At 73.0% G+C, this 13,991-nt stretch carries 13 protein-coding genes; 8 read left to right on the forward strand and 5 right to left on the reverse strand.

What is annotated here, in order from left to right; genetic code table 11:
• Positions 1–230: 230 nt before the first annotated feature.
• The 3 genes from ACQPYD_RS02430 to ACQPYD_RS02440 all read left to right on the forward strand — a co-directional run bounded on the left by ACQPYD_RS02430 (position 231) and on the right by ACQPYD_RS02440 (position 2,017).
• Positions 231–593 carry a BlaI/MecI/CopY family transcriptional regulator gene (locus ACQPYD_RS02430; protein ID WP_267947797.1) on the forward strand — a complete coding sequence of 121 codons (363 nt, stop codon included), beginning with the start codon at positions 231–233 and terminating at the stop codon, positions 591–593.
• A 5-nt stretch (positions 594–598) separates the two neighbouring features.
• Positions 599–1,543: a M56 family metallopeptidase gene (locus tag ACQPYD_RS02435; RefSeq protein WP_433699586.1), complete on the forward strand. Its 945-nt coding sequence runs from the start codon at positions 599–601 to the stop codon at positions 1,541–1,543.
• Positions 1,544–1,717: 174 nt separating this feature from the next.
• Positions 1,718–2,017, forward strand: coding sequence for a DUF2516 family protein (locus ACQPYD_RS02440; RefSeq protein ID WP_267947799.1), 300 nt, complete (start codon positions 1,718–1,720; stop codon positions 2,015–2,017).
• A gap of 18 nt (positions 2,018–2,035) precedes the next feature.
• Here the strand turns inward: ACQPYD_RS02440 and ACQPYD_RS02445 are convergent, their stop codons facing one another.
• The 3 genes from ACQPYD_RS02445 to ACQPYD_RS02455 form a co-directional block, all read right to left on the reverse strand.
• On the reverse strand, positions 2,036–4,495 hold the full coding sequence (locus ACQPYD_RS02445) for a hypothetical protein (protein WP_433699587.1): 2,460 nt from the start codon (positions 4,493–4,495) through the stop codon (positions 2,036–2,038).
• 215 nt (positions 4,496–4,710) lie between these two features.
• On the reverse strand, positions 4,711–5,724 hold the full coding sequence (locus ACQPYD_RS02450; RefSeq protein WP_433699588.1) for a neutral zinc metallopeptidase: 1,014 nt from the start codon (positions 5,722–5,724) through the stop codon (positions 4,711–4,713).
• Between the two features lie 75 nt (positions 5,725–5,799).
• Positions 5,800–6,675: a neutral zinc metallopeptidase gene (locus ACQPYD_RS02455; RefSeq protein WP_433701924.1), complete on the reverse strand. Its 876-nt coding sequence runs from the start codon at positions 6,673–6,675 to the stop codon at positions 5,800–5,802.
• 153 nt (positions 6,676–6,828) lie between these two features.
• On the opposite strand from ACQPYD_RS02455, the gene ACQPYD_RS02460 reads away from it, so the two are divergent.
• Both ACQPYD_RS02460 and dtd read left to right on the forward strand, forming a co-directional pair.
• The gene (locus tag ACQPYD_RS02460; RefSeq protein WP_433699589.1) at positions 6,829–8,688 is read left to right on the forward strand and encodes a DUF2207 family protein; all 1,860 of its coding nucleotides are present in this window, start codon (positions 6,829–6,831) and stop codon (positions 8,686–8,688) included.
• 70 nt (positions 8,689–8,758) lie between these two features.
• A complete protein-coding gene (dtd, locus tag ACQPYD_RS02465) occupies positions 8,759–9,184 on the forward strand; it encodes a D-aminoacyl-tRNA deacylase (RefSeq protein WP_433699590.1) in 426 nt (141 codons plus the stop codon).
• Between the two features lie 314 nt (positions 9,185–9,498).
• Here dtd and ACQPYD_RS02470 read toward each other — a convergent pair whose 3' ends face one another.
• Both ACQPYD_RS02470 and ACQPYD_RS02475 read right to left on the reverse strand, forming a co-directional pair.
• Positions 9,499–10,194: a response regulator transcription factor gene (locus ACQPYD_RS02470; RefSeq protein ID WP_267947804.1), complete on the reverse strand. Its 696-nt coding sequence runs from the start codon at positions 10,192–10,194 to the stop codon at positions 9,499–9,501.
• Positions 10,191–11,387 (reverse strand): sensor histidine kinase, encoded by a 1,197-nt coding sequence (locus tag ACQPYD_RS02475; protein WP_402915603.1) that lies wholly within the window; start codon positions 11,385–11,387, stop codon positions 10,191–10,193. The genes ACQPYD_RS02470 and ACQPYD_RS02475 overlap by 4 nt, the downstream gene beginning before the upstream one ends.
• 124 nt (positions 11,388–11,511) lie before the next feature.
• On the opposite strand from ACQPYD_RS02475, the gene phoU reads away from it, so the two are divergent.
• The 3 genes from phoU to ispF all read left to right on the forward strand — a co-directional run bounded on the left by phoU (position 11,512) and on the right by ispF (position 13,552).
• Positions 11,512–12,174 (forward strand): phosphate signaling complex protein PhoU, encoded by a 663-nt coding sequence (gene phoU / locus ACQPYD_RS02480; protein ID WP_267947805.1) that lies wholly within the window; start codon positions 11,512–11,514, stop codon positions 12,172–12,174.
• A gap of 389 nt (positions 12,175–12,563) precedes the next feature.
• A complete protein-coding gene (locus tag ACQPYD_RS02485) occupies positions 12,564–13,046 on the forward strand; it encodes a CarD family transcriptional regulator (RefSeq protein WP_267947806.1) in 483 nt (160 codons plus the stop codon).
• A 35-nt stretch (positions 13,047–13,081) separates the two neighbouring features.
• The gene (gene ispF / locus ACQPYD_RS02490) at positions 13,082–13,552 is read left to right on the forward strand and encodes a 2-C-methyl-D-erythritol 2,4-cyclodiphosphate synthase (protein WP_267947807.1); all 471 of its coding nucleotides are present in this window, start codon (positions 13,082–13,084) and stop codon (positions 13,550–13,552) included.
• The last annotated feature ends 439 nt before the right edge of the window (positions 13,553–13,991 follow it).

Here is a 13,991-nt window from a genome sequence, read left to right on the forward strand (position 1 = left end):
ACCCGCCACATCGGCGCCCGATACCGGACCCGGGCCCCTGACCAGGGTCTCCGTGAACGCGATCCGCCTCACTCCGGCCGGGACGGCGGAGCCCCGGGGCGGTCCCGCGCCCCTCCGGCGCAGGGCCCCGGGCCCGGAATCGGCGGGCGCAATCCCTTGTCCCGCAGGAGACGAGGATTTAACGTGGGGGTACGACGGCCTGTAGTACGACCCCCAGTAGACTCGTGGTCATGAATCGGCTCGGCGAACTCGAACGCGCGGTGATGGATGTACTGTGGGCACGGAATGAACCGATGACGGTTCGTGAGGTCGGCAAAGCGCTCGCGGAGCGCGACCTGGCGCACACGACCGTCATGACCGTGCTCGACAGGCTCGCCAAGAAGAAGGTCGTCACCCGGGCACGCGAGGGTCGTGCGTGGCGATACCGTCCGGCAGCCAGCCGTGAGGCCTACGTCTCCGAGTTGATGTTCGACGCGCTCGGACAGACCGGTGACCGCGACGCCGCCCTGGCCGCCTTCGTCCAGTCCATGGACGGCAAGGAGGCTGCCGCGCTCCGGCGCGCACTCTCGGAAATCGAGCAGCCAAGGAACTAGTCCGTATGGTCAGTGCCGCCCTACTCTCCCTCGTCGCGGTCGGCTGCCTCATCGCCATGGCGGCGCTCCACCGGGCCAAGTGGCCCTCGCGTGGTCCCTACACGGCGGTGATCACCTGGCAGACCCTGGGCCTGGCCTGGGGCGTGTCCACCATCGGCGCCCTCCTGGCCTTCGGGCTGTCCTCCTACCAGCTCGGCGCGGCCGGCGGTTCCCTGGCCCTCGCCACCGACGTCGTCACGGGCCGGCTGATCCTCACGGAGCTCTCCCAGGGCGTCGAGGGCGTCAGCCACATCGTGGCCGTCGTGCTCGCCCTCGTGCTGACCCTCGTGCTGTTCTACGGCCTCGTCTCCTCCTTCGTGCAGGTCGTCCGCGTCCGCCGGCGCCACCACGACCTCCTCGAACTCGTCGCGAGCGAGCACCCCGACGTGCCCGGCGCCCGGGTGGTCGACCACCCGGCCGCAGCCGCCTACTGCCTGCCGGGCGTCCTGCGCTCCCAGGTGGTCATCAGCGCCGGAGCGCTCGCGGTCCTCGACAACCGCGAGCTGGCCGCGGTCCTGGCCCACGAGCACGCCCACCTGCGCCAGCGCCACGACCTCGTGCTCCTGCCGTTCTCGTCGCTCAAGCGCGCGTTCCCGCGGGTCCGCCTGGTCCGCACCTACTACGAGACCGTCGCCCTGCTCATCGAGATGTGCGCCGACGACCAGGCCAGCCGCCGCAGCTCCTCGCGCGAGCTCGCCATGGCCCTGCTGCGCTTCGGCGCCGCCGGCCCCGCGCCGGTCCCCGCCGGGGCCATGGCCGCGGTCAGCGAGGCCGAACCCGGCGTCATGCGGCGGGTCAACCGGCTCCTGCGCCCCGACGAAGAACTCCCGTACCACGCGGGCGCGGTCATCATGGGCGGCTCGGCGTTCCTCCTGGCGGCGGTCACCTGCCTCTGGCACATCCCGGTGTGACCTCCGGCCCCGCAGGCCGGGGATCCGCCTCCGCGGGCGCCACCGGCCACCCGGCCGCGCGGGAGGCGCGACACGTGTGATCCGAACCTCCGCGGGCACGATCGGCGCCCGCGGTCCGTTTACGGTGGAGAGCGGGCGGTCCCCCCGCTCGGAACGTCTTCGGGAGTGTGCGTCTTGTTCGGACTGATCTGGCAGGCCATCTACCTGGTCACCTTCGTGGCCAGTCTGTACGCGCTGATCGAGGCGATCCGCACGCCCGCCGCGGCGTTCGAGCTGATGGACAAGCAGACCAAGAAGCTGTGGATCGTCCTCACCGGCCTCGCCTCGGGCCTCTCCCTGCTGGCGGTGTTCTCCGGCCGCGGGATGTTCGTGATCCTCGGCCTGGTGGCCACCCTGGTCTTCCTGCTCGACGTGCGCCCGGCGGTCAAGGGTGTGGGCGGCAACCGCAACAACGGCCCCTACGGTCCCTGGTAGGCCGCCTCCGCCCGGCGGTCACGGGCGCCCCTCCGGGGCCGCGTCCGTCCGGGAGGCGTCCGCGCAGTCCATGGCGCCCATCACCTGCCAGAGCGCTCCGGCGTAGGCCGGGTCGCCCGTGTAGTCCGAGTGGCCCAGGATCTCGGGCCTCCTGGCCTCGCCCGGCGGGGCGTCGTAGCCGCGCGGATCCGGGATCGGCTCCGCCTGTTCCACGGTGAGCAGGTCCCCCTCCCCGCCGGACGCGTCCCGCAACCGCACCGGTCCGGCGATCGCGTCCGTGACGCGCCACAGGTTGTGCCACACCGACACCCGCTCCCGCAGGTCGGCGAACGGCCCCGGCCCGAAGTAGGCCGGGAAGTACCTGGCGTACAGGCGGTCCAGCGGTGAGCCGTGCGTGATCAGCGCGATCCGGCCCAGGCAGTCGGACGGCAGCTGCCACACCGTCGCCGCCGCCAGCACCGAGCCCTGCGAGTGCCCGGACAGCACCACGTCGGTGTCCTCCCGGGTCATCCTCGCCACCCTCGCGGACAGCTGGGGCACGGCGCGCTCCGCGTAGGAGGGCGGCGCCAGCGGGTGGGCCGCACGCGGCCAGAACGTGCCGACGTCCCACAGCGCGCCGACCGCCTGCCGCGTCGGCCGGTCGCGGTACGCGCTGCGCCCGATCAGCGCCAGCGCCACCAGGGACGCCCCGCCGAGCAGCGAACCGACGCCGATCAGCCCCGACACCGTGCCCTGGGCGACCTCCTGGGCCCCGCCCGCCACGGCCGTCGCCGCGGGGACCGGTCCGGCCCCCAGACTGCCGGTCAGGGTCGAGTAGAGCGCCAGGGCCCCCAGCGCCCCCGCGGGGAGGAGGAGGGCCACCATCACGGAGGGCAGCACCTCGGTCATCCGCCCCGCCGCCCGCGCCCGCGCGATCTCCCGGGTACGGCGGTCGTGCACGCTGCGCGCGTAGTCCTCGGCGACCTGCGGGAGGTGCGCCCGCGTGCTCCGGCGCAGTTCCAGCGCGAGCATCGCCACCACCCCCACCGCGATGGCCGCCTCCAGCGCGAAGGTCAGCTGGAGCCACGAGTAGGCCGAGGGCGCGGACAGGGGCAGGCAGTGGACGCCGGGCGCGGACAGGGAGCCGCAGCCGCTCAGCCACAGCGAGCCCTGGTAGACCAGGGCCGCGGAGAAGCCGCCGCCCAGGAGGGCGCCCAGGGCGGCCGTGGCCGGTCCGGCCAGGCCGCGCATCGCCGCCCCGTCGTGGGCCCGGTCGGCGGCGAACAGCACCAGCGCGGCGACCAGCATCAGCAGGACCAGGGACACCTGCACGGCGAACAGTGTGTTGAGGATCGCCCCGTTGCCGGGCAGCCGTCCGGCGGCCGCCCACTCCGGGCGCGGCCACGCCGTGTACACGGCCACCGCGACGCCCAGGACCAGGGTGGCGTCGCGCAGGAGGCGGCAGACCCGGTCGGCCCTGGCGTTCCAGCGCGGGTCCACGCCGGGGACCAGGACGCTCAGGGCGCTCCCCCCGACCACCGCCGAGAGCAGGACCGCCAGCACGGTCCCGGCCCCCCACAGGACGGAGTCGCCGCCGGGTCCGCCCGACGGGGAGATCAGGTCGTGCCGGAGGGCCGGGACGAGCAGGAGCGCGGCGACGGTCCCCAGCGCCACCGAGATGTGGGCCGAGCGCAGCCTGGCCATGGTCTCGCTGTTGCGCCAGAAGTCGGCGTGGCTCAGCGGCGCCGCCGCGCTCTCCCGGGGCGGCACCGCCGGGGAGACCACCTCGTAGTCGGCGGCGGTGCGCCGCGACAGCCGCCACAGCACCAGCACCACGGCCACCGGCAGCACGGCGCCGACCAGCAGGGCCGTCCCCGGCGCGGACAGCAGCGACGCGGGCGAGGCCAGGAACGCCAGCCACGGCAGCACCCGGACGCACTCCTCGCCCTGCCCGGCGGCGCACTGCCAGGCGACGAGGTCCATGCCGATCCCCCCGGCGGCCAGGGTGATGAGCATCGTCAGCGTCAGCGCCAGCAGGCGCACGCCCGCCCCGTACGCGTTGTTGGCCAGCCGGCGCACGCCCGTGGGGGAGCGGTCCATCCGCCCGGGCCGCATCCAGTACGCGACGTTGATCAGCATGAACGGCATCAGGAGCAGCCACAGCGCCCGGGAGGACCTGCCGGAGGTGAGGTTGCCCCAGGCGAAGATCTCCCGGCGCACCCCGGGAACGGTCTCGGTGTCGGCCTTGCGCCGCCACCGGAAGAAACCTGCCAGGCGGTCGCCGCCCACCCGCATGGCGGGCTCGACGTCCAGCAGCTCCTCGGCCTGGCCGCCGCTGACGCCGTGCACGCGCAGCTCGACGCAGTTGTGCGCGGCGGGGCCCGGAGCGGTCGGGGCGGAGGCGGGCTCGGGGGCGGACGGGGAGGAGACGACGACGGGGGGGACGGGGGCGGTCGGGGCAGGCTCATGGGCGCTGAGGGGGGCGGTGAGGTCCGACATGTCAAGCATCCTGCCACGCTGCGTGTCCGAGCGACAGCACCGGAGAAGACCTGGGGACGGCCCCGGCGGGCCGGGCCGGCCGCGCGGATCCCCTGTCCCGCAGCGCTTCCGCGCCGCCCCGCGCACCCGCGCCGCCCGGGACGAGGGGCCCGCGGCCGGTCCGGGGCACCGGGCGGCCCGGTCCGGCGCACCGCCCGCGCGTCCGGCGGCGGCGCTCAGTGCACGAGCGTCTCGTCGTCCAGGTCCCAGGTGTTGCAGGCGGACGGCGTCTGCTCCTCCCAGCCCCGGCTGGTCCAGTGCACGCTGTTGTCCGCCGACCCGTGCGTGCGCTCCTCCTCGTCGCCGTCCTCGCGGTCGGCGGTCGCCCTGGCGTCGCCGAGGACCGCCTCGAAGTCGTCCCCGTCCAGCGGGAAGCTCACGCGGACGGAGGCCAGGAACGCGCCGGACAGGCAGTTCGCCTGGAGCTCGCTGCGGCGCGTCCACGCGTTCCGCTCCAGGGGGTCCTCCTCCAGCTGGCGCTGCTCGTGGTAGTACTCCAGCAGCCCCGACTCGCCCTGGACGTGGTGGCCGTACTCGTGGGCCAGCAGGGACGCGTACACCACCGGTCGCGTCGCGCCGTTCCACTTCTCCACCACGTCGGCGGTCCCGATGTAGATGCTCGTGCTCGCACGGCAGTAGAACGCGCCCGCCTGCGACGGGTAGGGGCGGCACGGGCTCACCCCGGGCTCGTCCCAGAACACCCGCTCCGGCGGGGTGAAGGGGATGCCCGCGCGGGCGAACTGGGTCGCCCAGGCGTCGTCGAGGCAGTCCGCCACCGAGTCCAGGAACTCCTTCATCGACTCCGTGTCGTCCACGTCCAGCCCGGGCGCCGGGCACGGGCGCGGACTCAGGCGGCCGGTCCCGTACAGCGGGTTCGCGACCAGGGCCTCGTACCCCGACGGGCTCTCCCGCTGCCCGAACGGGTCGGCCAGGCCGGTGGCCGCGGCGTCCCCCGAGGGGCTCTGCCCCGGCTTGTCGTCGAAGTCGGTGTCGGGCGCCGCGCCGTCACCGCCCCCCTCGGGCGCCGCACCGGAACCGGAGGCCTCCTCGCTGACGGTCGTCCAGGACAGCATCGCCAGCGCCAGGAGCACCACCACGAGGGCGGTCACCATACCGAGCGCCCGCCGGTCGGCGCGCCGCGCCTGACCGGGCCGCGCCGAACGGGGAGACTCACCGAACCCTGCGTACACCCCTGTCCGCCCGCCCTGTCGTCGCCGTCGGCCGGGCCGGACGGCCAGGCCCCTGTCCGCGCCCCCGCGAGCGCCTCACTCGACCAGGTCCTCGGGGGCGTCCCAGGTGTTGCACGCCCCCGGGTCCACGCGGTCCATGCCGTGCGCCGTCCACAGGCGGCCGTTGCGCTCCGAGCCGTGGGTGTGGTCCCCGCCGTGGTCGGACCGGAGGCCGACGTCGTCGAGGATATTCTCCCGCTCGGACCCGCCGTGGCCGAGTGCCGGGCCGGAGGCGCCCAGGAACACCCCGCCCAGGCAGTTCGCCTGGAGCTCGTTGCGCCTGGTCAGCTCGTCGGCGGTCTCGCGGTCCACCCCGGCGCGGGCCTCGTGGAACTCGGCGAGGATGCGCGACTGCCCCTGCACGTGGTGCCCGTACTCGTGGCTGAGCAGGAACGTGTACGCCTCGGGCCTGTCGCTCCCGGCCGAGGCCTCCACGATGTCCTCGACCCCCAGGTAGAGGCCCTGGTTGGCCTGGCAGTAGAACGCGGCGGTGCCCTGCGTGGGGAACGCGCCGCACGGACTGTTCCCCGCCGAGTACCAGTACACGCGGTTGGGGGAGGAGAACTCCATCCCCGCCGACGCGAAGTAGGCGCTCCACGCCCGGTCGAGGCAGTCGGCGATCTCGTGGACGAACCCCTCCACGGACTCCGGGTCCTCCGGGTCCAGCTCGGGGGCCTCGCAGGTGACCTCGCCGAGCTCCCCGATCCGGTACAGCGGGTTGTCGCCGAGCATGTCCCCTCCCGTGGACACGGCCCGCTGGTGTTCGCCGCCCCCGTCGGCCGGGCCGGCCGACGCCACCGGGTGGGACCACGCGGCGTCGGAGGAGGACAGCATCGCCGAGAACGCCAGGAAACCGGTGAAGGCGACCGCGGCCAGCCCCGTTCCGAGCGTGAGGGACACGCCGAGCCCCATCCGCTGGAAGAACCCGGGCCGCTCCGACCAGAACTCCGGAACCGGGGCCGGCCCGCGCCTCACCACGGCCGCCTCCCGGGGGCCGGGAGCACGGCGCCGCCCGCGGTGCCCTGTGACAACAGCGCGCGGGGGGACCGGATAGGCTCTCGCGTCATGTGGTGGGTCGGCTCCTGGCGCCCGGCCGTCGTGGCGACGACGGTCCTCTCGGTGTGCTCCGTGCTGGTCACGGCGCCTGGCGTCGTGTGGCCGGAAGGGGAGGCCCACGCCGCGACGGCAGCCGCGCCGGCCACCACAGTACCGGGGGGCGCGCCGGACCGGACCGGCGCGGTCGGCCTCGGGAGCGCGGCCGATCCGCTGATCACCAACGACGTCAGACTGGAGCTCGACCGCGCGGGGGTCCTCCACGGCGAGGAGACCATCACCTTCAGCGGCGGGGCCCCCGCGGAGTTCACCAGGGCCCTGACCGAGACGATGCTCTACGACACTGACCACGACAGGAAGTTCGAGGTCACCGGTGTCGAGGCGACCGACCTGGACGGCAGCCCCCTGGCCGTCGAGGTCGAGAAGGCGGACGGGACGCTGTACGCGCGGATCCCCACCGCGGCCACCGCCGGCGTGGTGCTCACCTACAGGGTGGGCGGGACCGTGAGCGGGGTCACCCAGGGCGTCCAGATGGAGTGGAGGGCCATCGGCGCCTACAGCCACACCGTGGAGTCCACCGACGTCACCGTGACCGCGCCCATGCCGCCCGAGGCGCTCTCGTGCCTGGCGGGCGAGCCGCGCAGCGCCATGTACTGCACCGCGTCCGACATGGGGCCGGAGGCGGGCGTCGCCCACTTCCTCCAGGCGGACATGGAGCCCGACGACCGGCTGGACATCGTCGTCAACTACCCCTCGGGCACCGCCGAGGGCGAACCCATCCTCACCCGGAGGTGGTCGCTCGCGTCCGCCTTCGCGGTGACCCCGGCGACCGCCGGCGTGTTCGGCCTCCTCCTCGTCGTCCTGGTCGGCGGCCTGGCCGTGCTGATCCGGGTGAGGGGACGGGACGAGCGCGCGCTGCGCCGGGAGGCCTCCGAGGGCGACCACGCGCCGGTCGAGGAGGGCGAGCGGGGGCAGCTGAGGTTCGCGCCCCCGGACGACGTGCACCCCGGCCAGATCGGCACCCTCATCGACGAACGCGTCGACATCGCCGACCTCACCGGGGCGGTGCTCGACCTCGCGGTGCGGGGCTACATCCGACTGGAGGAGCTGCCGCACGAGCACTTCACGTCCGTCGACTGGCGCCTGGTGCGGCTCGACGGCCCCCCGGGGGAGACCCTGCTGGCCTCCGAGTGGCTGCTGCTGGACGCCCTCTTCGGCGAGCGGCGCACGGTGCGGCTGTCGCAGCTGGGGTCGCCGCGGGCCTCCGCCGACTTCCCCGCCAGGATCGACCGCGTGCGCGAGGAGCTGTACCGGGACATGGTGCGGCTCAAGTGGTTCGCCCGGTCGCCGAGCCAGGTGCGCACCCGCTGGAGCACGGTCGGGATGGCGCTGACCGCAGGCGGCGTGGCCCTGACCGGGGTCCTCGCGGTCTTCACGGGCGCGGCCTTCTCCGGCCTCGCGGTCGTCATCGCGGGCGCCGCCGTCACGGCGGGGGCCCAGTACATGCCCGCCAAGACCAAGCTGGGCAGCAGCGTGTACGCGCACACGATGGGCTTCCGCGACTTCCTGCTGAGCCCCCGGGCGGAACAGGCCCTCCCCGGCCGGAGGGTGGAGCTCTACTCGCGCTACCTGCCGTACGCGGTGATCTTCGACGACGTCGACCGGTGGGCGAACATCCTGGCCTCGGCCGCGCTCGCCGACCTCACCCCGGAGGAGCTGACCGGCGACGGCCTCGCCTGGTACACCGGCCCCCGCGAGTGGAGGATCGAGGACTTCGCCGACTCCATCACCACGTTCGTGGTGTCGCTGACCGGCATCATCACCAACACCCGGCGCCTGCGGGCGCTCAACCAGTTCCAGCGGTCGCAGTAGCCCGGACCGGGCGGCGAACGGCGGCCCACCGGACGGCGGGCGCGGGGGAAGAGAAGAACGAGGGGGAACCATGCGCGCGGTCGTGCAGCGTGTCTCGCACGCGTCGGTGACGGTCGACGGGCAGGTCGTCGGGGAGATCGCCGGGCCCGGACTGATGGCGCTCGTGGGGGTGACGCACACCGACACGGCCGCCGAGGCCGCCAGGATCGCGAAGAAGCTCTGGACGCTGAGGATCCTGGAGGACGAGCTGTCCTGCTCCGACTCCGGCGCGCCGATCCTCGTGGTCAGCCAGTTCACGCTCTACGGGGACGCCCGCAAGGGGCGGCGCCCCACCTGGCAGGCCGCGGCTCCCGGGCCCGTGGCGGAACCCCTGGTGGACGCGGTCGTCGAGGAGCTCCGCGGGCTGGGCGCCACGGTCGCCACCGGGGTGTTCGGCGCGAAGATGTCGGTCGCCCTCACCAACGAGGGGCCCTTCACGGTCGTCCTGGAGGCCTGAGGGGCCCTGTGCCCGCCCGTGGCCGCCCACGGGTACATTTCCGGGCGGATCCGACTCGCGGCGGCCCCGGGGCGGCCACACGGCCCCGGAGGGCGGTCCGTCCCGCGGCGCGCCCCGCCGGACGTGAGGGTCGCCGACGCGGCGGCGACCGCCGCACGGCCCGCGAGGGCCCGCGCGTACGCCCGGGCGGCCCCCGGCTCCGCAGGGGGCGGGAACGGCGTGCTGCCCGGGCCGTGGCCGGTCCACGGCCCGGGGCACGGGAACGAAGGGGGAGGCGACGGGGGACGGGGAGGCCCCGCGGGTGTCCCGTGCCCTCAGACGTCGACCGTGACCGGCTCGAACTTGTAGCCCAGACCGCGCACGGTCACGATGTACCGCGGGCTGCCCGGGTCCTCCTCGATCTTGGCGCGCAGCCGCTTGACGTGCACGTCGAGGGTCTTGGTGTCACCGACGTAGTCGGCGCCCCACACCCGGTCGATGAGCTGCATCCGGGTCAGGACCCGCCCGGCGTTGCGCAGCAGCACCTCCAGGAGCTCGAACTCCTTCAGCGGCAGCTGCACGCTGTCGCCGCGGACCGTGACCACGTGGCGCTCCACGTCCATGCGGACGGGACCGGCCTCGAGGGCGGCGGGGAGGACGACCTCGTCCTCGCCCCGGCGCCGCAGGACCGCGCGGATACGGGCCACGAGCTCGCGGGAGGAGAACGGCTTGGTCACGTAGTCGTCGGCGCCGAGCTCCAGACCGACGACCTTGTCGATCTCGGAGTCCTTGGCGGTGAGCATGATCACGGGGACGTTGGACTTCTGCCGCAGCGTCCGGCACACCTCGGTTCCCGAGAGGCCCGGCAGCATCAGGTCCAGCAGCACCAGGTCGGCCCCGGTGCGGTCGAAGGTCTCCAGCGCCACCGTTCCGGTGGGCGCCACGGCGACCTCGAAGCCCTCCTTGCGAAGCATGTACGACAGGGCGTCGCTGTACGATTCCTCGTCCTCGACAACAAGTACACGAGTCACTGTGCCGCCTCCTGCTGATCGGTGTTCCGGGTGGCGTCGGGCCCCCGGTCGTCGGGTCTGGGCAGACGCAGTGTGAACGTCGACCCCGACCCCTCCTTGCTCCACACGGTCACTTCTCCACGGTGGTGGGTCATGATGTGCTTGACGATCGCCAGGCCGAGGCCGGTACCACCGGTGGCCCGGCTCCGAGCGGCGTCCACACGGTAGAACCGCTCGAAGATCCTTTCCCGGTCCTGCTGGGGGATGCCGATCCCCTGGTCCGCGACGCTGATGTCCACGCTGGAGCGGGACACCCCGACCGACACGGCGACCCGGGTGTTCTTGGGACTGTAGGCGACGGCGTTCGCGATCAGGTTGCGCAGTGCGGTGCCCAGCAGGCCCTCGTCGCCCAGGATCGTGACGCCCTCGGCGCCGCTGCCGACCAGCTCGATCCCCTTGGCGTCCGCGGGCATGCGCACCGCGTCCAGGGCCTCCTCCACCACGCCGCCGAGCTCGACCCTGGTGGGCTCGGCCATCGGCTCCGCGCCCTGGATCCGCGAGAGCGTGATGAGGTCCTGGATGACCGCCGTCAGCCGGGCGGCCTCCGTCTGCATGCGGTCGGTGAAGCGGCGCACCGCCTCCGGGTCGTCGCTGGCGTCCTGTACGGTTTCGGCCAAAAGGGACAGCGCGCCGACCGGGGTCTTGAGCTCGTGGGAGATGTTCGCCACGAAGTCGCGGCGCACCGCCTCCACGCGCCGGTGCTCGGTCTGGTCCTCGGCGAGGACCAGCACCAGGCCGGTTCCCCCCAGGGGGGCGACGCGCACCGCGAAGGACGTCGCGTCGGGGCCGAACTTGCGCACGGCCACCTCGATGTCGGTCTCCCGGATGACCCCGTCGCGCCGCACCTTGCGGGCCAGGACGAGGAGCTCGCCTATGACCAGCTCCTCGCCCCGGACGAGGCCGAAGGCGCGGGCGGCCGAGGAGGCGCGCAGGACCCTGTCGGCGGAGTCCAGGACCACTGCGGAGGAGGGAAGTGCGGAGAGGACCTCGGCGATCCCCGGTGGCAGGGTGGTGCCGTCGTGGCGCTGGGGCACCGGGGCCTGACGGCGTTCGTTGGTACCCGTACGGAAGAAATGACCGGCGAGGACGCCGATGACGACGCCCGTCACGAGTCCGAAGATGCCGGTCACAGCGGCGAGAAGTTCCCCTTGCACGATTCGATCGTAAACGTGCGGACTGGAGCTTTACCCGGTCAGGGCAGACGACACAACCGAGGTTCTTCCATCGTTCACCAAACCTTGGCCGACTCTTCAAACAACCACTGGGAGCATTGACGCCATGCGCGATACGTACCACGAGGACCTTGACAGTCTGACCGAACGCCTCGTCGAGATGACGAGACTGGCCAGGCACGCCGTCGCACGCGCGACCACGGCGTTGCTGGACAGCGACATCGACGCCGCCCAGGAGGTCATCTCCGGCGACGAGGCGATCAACCGCCTCGACCAGGACATCGAGGACACGGCCTTCAGCCTGATGGCCCGGCAGCAGCCGGTCGCCTCCGACCTGAGGACCATCATCACCGCGCTCTACATGCGGGGCGACCTGGAGCGGATGGGCGACCACGCCGTCCACCTGGCCAAGATCGCGCGCCGCAGGCACCCCGACTCGGCGATCCCCAAGCCGGTCCGGTCGATCGTCCTGGAGATGGGCCACCAGGCGGAGCTGCTGGTCACGAAGGCCGGGGAGGTCATCGTCGACAGGGACCCCGACACCGCCCTGGAGCTGGACAAGGACGACGACCGGATGGACCGCCTGCGCCGCAAGCTGCTCCAGCGCATCCTCGCCCCCGGGTGGGAGTACGGGGTGGAGGCGACCATGGACGTGACCCTCGTCGGACGCTTCTACGAACGCTTCGGTGACCACGCGGTGCACGTCGCCGACAACCTCGTCTACATGGTGACGGGCGAGAAACGCGAGGACTACGACCCGGAGGGCTGACCCCCCGTGGGGAGACCCGTGGCGCCCGTGTGGCGGAGGGGGTCCGCGCCGGTGGCGCGGGGCCGTCGGCGGGGCTGCGGGGCACTGCCGGAACAAAGGGGGTTCCGGTCGGCGCAAAATCGTGACATCCGTCGCTTCGACCCCTCGGAAGAGGGACGGAGCCGGGCCGCGCCCGACCTCTCCCGACCCTTCGCCAAGGGCGCGCGGTTCCGCTGGCCAGGGGGCTCCGAAGCCTTTCGGACACGCCCTGACCAGGCCCGCGACAGGCCTCGGGTACACTTTGTCAACCCCCGAAAAGGGGGTCCTGACCTGCGTGTTCGCAAACCTAATAGGTACGTTAAGTCACAGATTCGTGGTATCCTTGTGGTAGCGGAAGGGGTACCTGTCACATGGCTTTCAAGGTCGGCGACACTGTTGTCTACCCCCATCATGGGGCTGCTCGTATTGAAGCGATCGAGACTCGCACCATTAAGGGCGAGGACAGAATCTACCTCGTTCTGAGGGTCGACAAGGGCGATCTGACGGTCCGTGTGCCGGCCGCGAACGCCGAGGACGTCGGCGTTCGTGACGTGGTGGGGCAGGAAGGCCTGGACAAGGTCTTCGAGGTGCTGCGCGCACCGCACACCGAGGAGCCCACCAACTGGTCCAGGCGCTACAAGGCGAACCTGGAGAAGTTGGCGTCGGGCGACGTCAACAAGGTCGCCGAGGTGGTTCGCGACCTGTGGCGCCGGGACAAGGAGCGCGGTCTGTCCGCCGGCGAGAAGCGGATGCTCGCCAAGGCGCGCCAGATTCTCGTCAGCGAACTCGCCCTCGCGGAAAAGACCAACGAGGACAAGGCCGAGGCCCTCCTCGACGAGGTTCTCACGACCTGAACTCCAGTCACGGAATCGCGTCATTCATGACGAATATGCCTCGGGTGGGCGTCGGAACGGACGTCCACCCGTTTTCTCCTGGACGGACACTTTTTCTCGCCGGTTTGGAATGGCCGGGTGAAGACGGTGTCAGCGGCCATTCGGATGGCGATGTCGCCGCCCATGCGGCGTGCGACGCGTTGTTGTCCGCCTGCGGACTGGGGGACCTCGGGTCCAACTACGGCACGGCGGAACCGCGGTGGAAGGGCGCCTCGGGCGCCGCACTGCTCACCGAGACCGCGGCGCGCGTTCGCGCGGCCGGTTTCGAGATCGGCAACGTCGCCATCCAGATCATCAGCAACCGTCCCAAGTTCTCGCCCCGGCGCGCCGAGGCCGAGAAGACGCTCTCCGAGGTCGTGGGGGCGCCGGTGAGCATCTCCGCGACCACGACCGACGGCCTGGGCCTCACCGGCCGCGGCGAGGGCATCGCGGCCGTCGCCACGGCCCTGTGCGCGGCGGTGGACTGACCCGCCCGCCGACGGCGGCGCCGGGCCCGTGCGGCTCCGGTGCGGCCCGGCCCCGGAGGGGCGGCGAGGCGAACGGCGAACAGAGGGGTCCCGCACCTGAGGTGCGGGACCTTCGTCGTGTCCGGGGTGTGCCGGTGTCCGGGGGCGAGTCCGGGACCGGCCGGTGCGCGGAGGCCGTGAGCGGGCGGCCCCGCGGTCCGGCCCCCGTCCGGTGCCGCGGACGGCGCGGTCGGCGGCGGGGCGTCGCGCTCGGCCGGTCGTGTTCCCGGCGGCTTCCCGGCGGCGCGGCGCGACCGCCGGCCGACCCGGGGGCGAAGCGGGGCAGTACCCCTCGCGGCGGAGGGCGTCGGCCCTCGACCGGCAGCCCTCGATCGGCAGCCCGGGAGAGCAGGGAGCCGGTCTCGGTGATGCCGGCCCGCGCGGCAGCCCTCGACCGGCA

This window comes from Nocardiopsis sp. CA-288880, from assembly GCF_050955985.1.
GTDB lineage: Bacteria > Actinomycetota > Actinomycetes > Streptosporangiales > Streptosporangiaceae > Nocardiopsis > Nocardiopsis tropica.